Here is an 8,894-nt window from a genome sequence, read left to right as displayed (position 1 = left end):
TTCTCTCCACTATAAGGGTATCCCTACCCCCAAAAACTCATTTTCAAATACTGATTTCAACAAAAGTTTTTTAAGCAGGCTTACTTTTATAAAAACAACACGAAAATCGCTGTTTATTATTAGCGGGAAAAACTAACCCGGTGCTTACTGTTTACGATTACCTGAATCTGGAGAATTGGAAATTGAAGGTTCCCATATGTTCTTTTTGCCTTAAGAGTGGAATGTACTGCTCAACATGTAGAGAGAAATTAGAAAAAGGCGAAGTGTCTACTTTGGATATAGAGGTGGCTAAGCATCTTTTGGAACTTGAGAGCAGGTTTCCCAATTTAAAAGATGCAGAGTTTCGGGGAGCCATCGAAACCAACAGCCTCATTATAATTGTGGTAGGACCGGGTGACATCTCTAACTTTATAGGACCTAAGGGTAAGATTGTCAAAGTTTTGAGTGATGCTTTAAAGAAAAGGGTGCGAGTTATTGAAGGATCATCATCCACTAAAAAAACTATTGAGGATATTCTGTCTCCCGTCGGAGTTTTGGGTGTGAATACGATTTGGCTTCCAGACGGCACACTAGAAAAAAAGGTTAGAGTTAAAAGGTCAGACAGTAAAAGACTTCCCACAAGTGTATCTAGCCTTGAGGATTTGGTTTACAAACTAACTAATGAAAAAATTAGGATAGTGTTCGAGTAAAATTTTAATTTTAATATACACCAGGGTTATTGAATCTTATCTTTTGATGCCGTTCGTATTTTTTAGGGTGTGAGACGGTCACGGTCTCGAGGGTATAAAACGCATTCTCTTATATTTTCTGATCCAGTGAGAATCATTACAAGCCGGTCTAATCCTAATCCCCATCCTGCATGGGGTGGCATTCCCCAATCGTAGGTTTTGAGATGGAAGTCGAAGGATATCGGATTTAGCTTTTGTTCTTTTAATCTGTCAATCAGCATACCCTTTTTATAAACTCGGGTTCCCCCCGAAGCTAGTTCTAGCCAACTATACATAAAATCGAATGATTCACACACCTTAGGATCATCTTTTCGAGGCAAAATGTAAAAGGGTTTTCCAGCAGTCGGCCAATCTAAAATGAAATACGCCCCGGTTAACAATTCTCCAAGCTTTCGGTAAGCCTGTGTGGAGATATCTTCCCCCCAGTTCATTTCTATACCCTCACTTTGCAACTTTTCTACAATTTCGGTATAGGTGTAGCGGGGGAAAGGTTTCTTTGGAACTGAGAGTTGCTTTTTCAAAGCAGTTAACTCTTTAGAACAATTTTTCTTAATGTGTTTAAACACATTATAAATCAAATCTTCAAGCAAGCTTATCACATCTTCATAATCAGCGAAGGCTAATTCCACGTCTACTGCATACACTTCGCTTAGGTGTCTAACAGTACGGCTTAGCTCTGCCCGATAACAGGGTGCAATTTCAAAAACCTTTTCAAAAACACTAGCCATCTGCTCCTTGTAAAGTTGAGCTGACTGACTCAAGAAGGCCTCCTTTTCATAATAGGATATGGGAAAGAGATCAGCCCCACCCTCAGAAGCAGAGGCAATAATCTTAGGAGTGTTAATTTCGATAAATCTTTTCCTGATTAGAAATTCTCGAATAACATTAGTGGTTTCGTGGCGAATAATAAAAATAGCTGTTTTTTCTGGCCTTCTTAGATCTAGTACACGATTATCTAACTGGGTATCAAGGTTCGCTTCAACTTTCCCAGTGGGATCTAAGGGCAGTGGAGATATCGCAGGGTTGAGTGTTTTTATTTCTTCAGGAATTATTTCGGCACCTTGAGGTGCCTTATCCATCTTTCTCACCTTTCCCCTGACTAGTATAACAAATTCCTTACCCAGATTATCCACTTCTTCAAAAACTCTTGAACTGCTCTTAGGAATGGTGATCTGCGACAGTCCCTCCTTATCTCTCAAAATAATGAACTTTATTCCACCGAGTTTTCGAATGTTTTCCACCCATCCAGCAAGAACCACTTCTTTACCATCTAGTTCTGGTCCAATATCGCTGGTAAAATGCGTCTTACGAATATCACGTGCATCATCTGGCAAGGGATTTAACCTCCAACCATTTAACGTTATAAGTTAATTCACCGCCGTCAAAGAGAAACTATCAAGTACTAATTAACTTATCGTTCCTTAATTCAGTTATTGCTTCAATATTTAATTGGATCCGTTTTCATAAACTCTCTGAGAACAACCGTAGCGTAGCTTCCCTTGGGAAGAGAGAAGGAAATTGTAAGTTTCATTGAATCAGTGCTGTATTCATCGGCATCAATATCGTGTATTTTCAAGTCAGATATGTTTAACATTATCAGACGGAACATGCCTCTGGAACTTATTTCAGGTAATGATTGAAGCCTAAACATACTTGGGGTTAATTCCTCTTCCTTCAAAATTTTTTCTACCAATTCTCCCGGTTTATTTTCTGGTAGATTTGAGTCATACCCAATTAAAGGTATTGAAACGCCTAGTTTTCCCGACCTGATTTCTTCATTTATTTCAGAAACCGTTTCATCTGTGACGAGTATATAATCGTTTGGCGAAACGTTTTCAACTGGACTTACAATGTCCCCAGGAACTGCACTATCTAATGGAAAACCCTGTTTATATCTAAGGCTGAGTGTTTTATTAAATAGATATGACTGCACGGCGTGTATAAACATTACGAGCAGTCCTCGCGGAAGCCGTCGAAAAGCACCCAGCACATCGTTGGAATACTTGGACAAGTGTTTTAACATAACCCTCTCATAATTCAAACGCTTCGGAAATTTTTCAAAAGCCCCCGCAAAGTCCTCAGTTTCACGCAGATAATTACGGGCCGCTTGGGCATCATCTCCTTCCAAAGGATAGGCCTTTGCCAAAAACAGCATTGCAGCATCTTTGAACTCGCTCTTAAGAAGCTTAATTCCCACCAAATGGGATAAGGGTCTCTGAACTCCAAATCTTTGGTAACCAAAAAAATTGGGTACCCCACCAGAATCTTCTATCTCACGACAGGTCTGTTTAACCTGTTCTTCTATCTCCGATTCTGCCAAATTGATTTCTCTAACCGTTATACTAAAATGGTTTCCCCAAAGATCACCCAGCTTAACGGGCTCTTCACTTCGATTGAAATCTCTCAAGTAAAGCCCTTTAATATTCAAGTTCTTCAGCCTTTCTGGATCAACTCTCCACGCACTCACCCTCTGGGTGGTTATGGCTCTTTTATCTTTCACTCCGGCATAAGAAAACCTTTTTATGCCCACTCCTAAACTACGTGCTATTCTATCCAGCGCTTCAAAAGTATTGTACATAGCATGCCTTTCAAGAGTAAAAACGGTATAGTCTCCTTCACCTTTAGTTATTTGCGCATCTTTTAGACCGTTTGTAGAAATTCCAGGTCCCAGAGCTTGAATTATTTCTTTTTGAGGAGTTATTTCCTCAACCACAAAGTCCTCCCACCTCTTTCTAAGACATCCTCCTATTCCCTTAGACTTTGTTGCAAAAAACTCCATTCCTAAGATGCTTTCAAGCTCACTCATTAAACTCACCGATTATTATCTAGAGTAAAGTCAGTCCACCAGTGATACTGTCTATAACTGGCTCCGGTCCCGGACCAATGGCTAGCGCAGTAACGGTTCCCGGCGGTACTTCGGTTAGACCCCTATCAGTGATTAGAGCATGGGGAATTTTTTGTTTAATTGCCTGATATTCATATTTTTTAAGTTCTTCCAAAGAATTTATTTTTACCACCGCCTTCTTTTGACCCTCGCCCATCCAAGCTTTCCACCAGTCCGAATTCTTTTTCCTAGCCTCCTCTGATGCTGAGACTGCGGCGTGTGCTACTTGCGCTGCCATTTTTCCTTTACTCATTTTAATATCAGAGCGAACCAAAATTACCATTTTATACTCAAACATGTTAAAATGACTCCTGCACGAAAAGGAATGAAGCAAGATTAATTCATAATTATATTATCTTAATATTCTTTGCCCCGATTCCTGTAAAGACAATCTATATTTAAAGCCTTTTTTTGTTAAAATCCTTAAAAGTAACTAAACTTAAATCATTTTTCAAATAAAAAGAAGAGCACAGGTGGGATGAAATATCTCTGAAACCAAAGGTTCTGACATTGCAATCATTGGTTGTGGTCCTGCAGGAGCACTAGCGGCCCGAAACGCAGCCAGAAAAGGAGTGAGTGTAGCAGTATTTGAAGAACATTCTACTATTGGACTACCTGAACACTGTGCAGGTCTAATTAGCGTATCTGGGTTAAGAAGACTAAACATTAATATTCCCCGGGAATGTATTCTGAACCGTGTTAATAGTGCCATTTTTTATTCCCCATCAGGCACCTGTTTTAGTGTTTCACGCAAGAAACCTCAAGCTTACGTCTTTAACAGACCACTACTTGACCAGTACCTCGCATCCGAAGCGCAAAAGGAAAACGTGGAGTTATTTAGAAATTCTAAGGTTTTAGCAGTAAAAATGGGTGAAAAAAGATCATTGAAAATCTTTCATAGAAAAGAAACCGTTTTTGAAACTAAGGTTATAATTGATGCAGAGGGAATAAGAGGTAAATTTGTTCGAAACGTGGGACTAACTCCGGTTTCTAAAGGAGTAATACCGGGGGTTCAATTCGAAGTAAATAACGTGGAAGTTAATCCTCATCAGGTTGAAATGTTCTTTGGGAACAAAGTGGCTCCTGGATTTTTCGCTTGGATAATTCCTACGGGAGAAAATACCGCAAGAGTAGGTGTTGGTGCACGCCGCCAAGCTCTACAATATCTGAAAAAATTTATTAAAAATCATCCAATCGCTTCCAAAAGGCTTTCAAAAGCTATAATAGTTAAAAAATTTGGAGGCGCTATAACTCTAAGCGGGCCCATTCCGAGAACTTACACGGATGGCTTCCTTGTAATAGGCGACGCTGCAGGTCAAGTAAAACCCACAACCGGGGGAGGCGTAATAATGGGCGGACTGTGCGCCCAAATCGCAGGAGAAGTAGCAGCTAAAGCAGTCATTGACAATAACGTGGATAGTAAAAGTTTAGCAATATATCAGAAAAAATGTAGAAGATTACTTTCCAGAGAATTTTCCTCAATGCTCCTAGTAAGGAGAATACTAAACAGAATGAGTGATAATAATCTGGATAAGCTTTTTGACATCCTTATTAAAAACGATTTCACAAGAGATATAGAGGAAATAGGAGATATGGATTTTGAGTCAGCAGTAATCAGGAAACTCATCCTTAAACCCAAACTCTCTGCCCAAATCATTTTCAATTTCTTAACATCAATCTTAATAGGAATAAGAGAGCAAATAAAAGAAAAAACCTAGATTCCAAATCATGAAAAGACTAAAAATTTGAAAATTCCAAAATGACAAATATTTAAAAGCCACTCATATCTTAAGTGGAGCAGTAAAAAAATTGGAGACAGGAGGAAAACCATGTCAGAAATCAAACCGCAAATCTGTGCAAGCTGTGGCAAAATAGTGTCACCGGAAAAAGGAGCAGTAAGATTTTCCTGTCCAAGCTGTAGCAAATACACTTTCTGGCGATGCGAAAAGTGTAGATCATTCTCAAACACCTACAAATGTCCAGTTTGCAATTTTGAAGGACCCTAAAACTCACTAATAACACTAAAGAGGTGTAAAAACTTGGCAAAAGTTGTAGCAACCATAAAAATATTCCCAGAATCAACAGAAGTAAATCTAGACGAATTAAAAACCAAAATAGAGAAAAACCTCCCCGAAGGAACAGAAATTCACAGCTCTCAGGAAGTCCCAATAGCGTTCGGCCTCAAAGCCCTAAGGCTCAACATAATAGTGCCAGAAGCCGAAGGAGGAACAGACCACATCGAACAAGCAATCCAAGAAATAGAAGAAGTAAGCGAAATAGAAGTAGAAATGGTAAGAAGAATATAAAACCAAAACCAAGAAAAAAACCTTAAAACCCCAAAAAGAAAGAGCTATATAAAAGAAAGTCTCCTCTTAAAAAAACCAATCAAAAAAATAATTTTACCCTTAAGAAAAATAACCGCCAGACCAAAAATAATTAGATATTTAGAAATAAACCAAAAAACCATCAATATAACAACTTTCAATATAAAATCAATATAAAATATAAACAAAAAAATTATAAATACGAATGCTAATAAGACAACCTTTTTAAATCTGTTAAAAATGAATTTATTCATAGGAAATATTATTTCATAGCCGCAGAGGCTTAAAGATTCTCAAAAATAACACAGCACTAAGGTTGGTGTCAAGTTGCCAGACATTGAGTTACGTGTAGAAGAAGCGCAGAAGCGCGACGCAGGAAGATTCATAGTCAGAATAGACAACGCTGCAATGGATAAATTAGGCATACAAACCGGCGACATCGTCGAAATAAAAGGCAAAAAAACCACAGCCGCCATCGCCTGGCCCGCCTACCCCGAAGACAAAGACAAAGGACTAGTCCGAATGGACGGCTACCTCAGACGAAACGCAAACGTAAGCCTAGGAGACAAAGTATCCATCAAAAAAGCCAGCGAAAAACAAGCCAAATCCGTAATACTCGCCCCCACCAGCGTCAGATTCCCCGTCGAAGACCGCTTCGAACGCTTCGTAAAAAGCAAACTAGTAGGCCACCCAGTAACCCAAGGAGACACCATCCACATCACAGTCTTGAGCAGAGCCATCCTATTCATAGTCGTAAAAACCAACCCCAAAGGAATCGTCATCGTAAAACCCCAAACCGCACTACACATCAGCGAAAAACCCCTCACCGAAATCTCAGTAGGAATACCCCAAGTAACCTACGAAGACATCGGAGGCCTACACGAAGAAATACAAAAAGTCCGAGAAATGATCGAACTACCCCTAAAACACCCCGAACTATTCAAACGCCTCGGAATCGAACCACCAAAAGGCGTACTACTACATGGTCCGCCGGGCTGTGGAAAGACCCTCATCGCCAAAGCCGTAGCCAACGAATCCGAAGCCCACTTCATATCCATAAACGGACCCGAAATCATGAGCAAATTCTACGGAGAATCAGAAAAGAAACTCCGCGAAGTATTCAAAGAAGCCGAAGACAACGCACCCAGCATCATATTCCTCGACGAACTAGACTCAATAGCGCCCAAAAGAGAAGAAGTAACCGGCGAAGTCGAAAGAAGAGTAGTAGCCCAACTACTCGCACTCATGGACGGACTCAAAGGCAGAGGAAGAGTCATAGTAATCGGAGCCACCAACAGAGTAAACGCCCTCGACCCAGCGCTTAGAAGACCCGGAAGATTCGACCGCGAAATCGAAATCAGCGTACCCGACAAACAGGGACGCATCGAAGTCCTACAAATACACATAAGAGGAATGCCCACAGCAGACAACGTAGACATACAACAACTAGCCCAAACCTCACACGGATTCGTAGGAGCAGATCTCGAAGCACTAGCCCGAGAAGCAGCCATGAAAGCACTAAGAAGATACCTCCCCAAAATAGACCTCGAAGAAGAAACCATACCCACAAAAATACTCGAAAACATGGAAGTAACCCAAGAAGACTTCATCAACGCCCTCAAAGAAATCCAACCCTCAGCCATCAGAGAAGTACTCATCGAAGTCCCAAGCATACACTGGGAACAAATAGGAGGACTAGAAGAAATAAAACAACAACTAAGAGAAGCAGTCGAATGGCCCCTAAAACACCAAGACGCATTCACCAGAATGGGAGTACAACCACCAAAAGGCGTACTACTATATGGTCCGCCGGGCTGTGGAAAAACTTTATTGGCACGAGCGGTAGCCACAGAATCCGAAGCAAACTTCATATCAATCAAAGGACCGGAACTGCTAAGTAAGTGGGTTGGTGAGTCTGAGAAGGCTGTTCGTGAGGTTTTCAGGAAGGCGCGTCTTGCTTCTCCGAGTATTGTGTTTTTTGATGAGTTTGATGCGCTTGCGCCTCGGCGTGGTATGGGTGCCGGTGATTCTCAAGTGACTGAGCGTGTTATTAGTTCTCTTCTTACTGAGATTGATGGTTTGGAGACTTTGCATGATATTGTGGTGATCGGGGCGACTAATCGTCCGGATATTTTGGATCCTGCGCTTCTGCGTCCTGGCAGGTTTGATCGATTGATTTTGGTTCCTGCTCCTGATGATGCTGCTCGTTTGCAGATTTTTGAGCTGTACACCCATGGGAAAAGCATGCCTCTTGCTGATGACGTTGATCTTGCCAAATTAAACAGGGAGGCTAAGAATTTTGTGGGTGCGGATATTGAGGCGTTGTGTCGTGAGGCTGCTATGCTGGCTTTGAGAGAAGACATTAACGCTGAGAAAGTTTTCTTAAGACATTTTGAGGAGGCTATGAAGAAGGTTCACCCGACTGTTACGCCGGATATGGCTCGGTGGTATGAGCGGGTGGAGGATCGGTTCCGGCAGACGACACCAGAAGTTTCACACGTGGTCTAATCATTATAATTTTTCTATTTTGTCTTCGTTAGAGCCACTCTTCAAATATTTTTTATTTTATTTTAGTTTTTAACGCAATAATAGTTTTTTGAAAAAAGTTTTTATTATGTTGATTTTTTATTTTAAGCATACTTGATAATTTTTGGGAGGTTTTGTTATGGGTAAGTTTCGGTTTGTTGATTTGAGTGTTCCGATTGAGGCGGTTCCGAGTGAGTTTGTGGTTCCGGAGATTGAGCATGAGGATCATATGAAGGGAGCAAATTTGATGAAGTGGGTTTTCGGTGCTGAGGATTCGGATTTGCCGGATGGTTTGGGTTGGGCTAATGACACTTTGAAGTTGCAGACTCATACTGGTACTCATCTTGATGCTCCGTGGCACTATTTTCCCACTGCGGGGGGGTTTACAACAGTAGGAAGATTTAATACTAAATAATACCATATATGGCTATG

At 40.8% G+C, this 8,894-nt stretch carries 9 protein-coding genes; 6 read left to right on the top strand and 3 right to left on the bottom strand.

Translation table 11 applies throughout. The features are described from left to right. Positions 1–182 precede the first annotated feature (182 nt). Positions 183–689, top strand: a complete 507-nt coding sequence (locus ACUVXA_RS12020) for a hypothetical protein (RefSeq protein WP_445871509.1) — start codon at positions 183–185, stop codon at positions 687–689. 62 nt (positions 690–751) lie between these two features. On the opposite strand, the gene aspS is transcribed toward ACUVXA_RS12020, so the two are convergent. The 3 genes from aspS to pth2 all read right to left on the bottom strand — a co-directional run bounded on the left by aspS (position 752) and on the right by pth2 (position 3,910). After that, positions 752–2,062, bottom strand: a complete 1,311-nt coding sequence (gene aspS / locus ACUVXA_RS12015; protein ID WP_445871508.1) for an aspartate--tRNA(Asn) ligase — start codon at positions 2,060–2,062, stop codon at positions 752–754. A 104-nt stretch (positions 2,063–2,166) separates the two neighbouring features. Beyond that, entirely contained in the window at positions 2,167–3,534 is a 1,368-nt protein-coding gene (gene truD / locus ACUVXA_RS12010; RefSeq protein ID WP_445871507.1) for a tRNA pseudouridine(13) synthase TruD, read from the bottom strand. A gap of 19 nt (positions 3,535–3,553) precedes the next feature. Then, the gene (pth2, locus tag ACUVXA_RS12005) at positions 3,554–3,910 is read right to left on the bottom strand and encodes a peptidyl-tRNA hydrolase Pth2 (protein WP_445871506.1); all 357 of its coding nucleotides are present in this window, start codon (positions 3,908–3,910) and stop codon (positions 3,554–3,556) included. A 187-nt stretch (positions 3,911–4,097) separates the two neighbouring features. Between pth2 and ACUVXA_RS12000 the strand changes: the two genes are divergently transcribed. The 5 genes from ACUVXA_RS12000 (at position 4,098) to ACUVXA_RS11980 (ending at position 8,877) form a co-directional block, all read left to right on the top strand. After that, positions 4,098–5,330 carry an NAD(P)/FAD-dependent oxidoreductase gene (locus tag ACUVXA_RS12000; RefSeq protein WP_445871510.1) on the top strand — a complete coding sequence of 411 codons (1,233 nt, stop codon included), beginning with the start codon at positions 4,098–4,100 and terminating at the stop codon, positions 5,328–5,330. A 111-nt stretch (positions 5,331–5,441) separates the two neighbouring features. After that, positions 5,442–5,618 carry a zinc finger domain-containing protein gene (locus tag ACUVXA_RS11995; protein ID WP_445871505.1) on the top strand — a complete coding sequence of 59 codons (177 nt, stop codon included), beginning with the start codon at positions 5,442–5,444 and terminating at the stop codon, positions 5,616–5,618. 33 nt (positions 5,619–5,651) lie between these two features. Further along, positions 5,652–5,918, top strand: coding sequence for an elongation factor 1-beta (locus ACUVXA_RS11990; protein WP_445871504.1), 267 nt, complete (start codon positions 5,652–5,654; stop codon positions 5,916–5,918). Positions 5,919–6,263: 345 nt separating this feature from the next. Then, the gene (locus ACUVXA_RS11985) at positions 6,264–8,444 is read left to right on the top strand and encodes a CDC48 family AAA ATPase (protein WP_445871503.1); all 2,181 of its coding nucleotides are present in this window, start codon (positions 6,264–6,266) and stop codon (positions 8,442–8,444) included. 157 nt (positions 8,445–8,601) lie between these two features. Beyond that, positions 8,602–8,877, top strand: coding sequence for a cyclase family protein (locus ACUVXA_RS11980; protein WP_445871502.1), 276 nt, complete (start codon positions 8,602–8,604; stop codon positions 8,875–8,877). Positions 8,878–8,894: the final 17 nt, after the last annotated feature.

Source organism: Candidatus Jordarchaeum sp. (assembly GCF_052745115.1).
The sequence above is the reverse complement of the archived record's forward strand: the minus strand, read 5'-3'. Positions and strand labels throughout refer to the sequence as shown.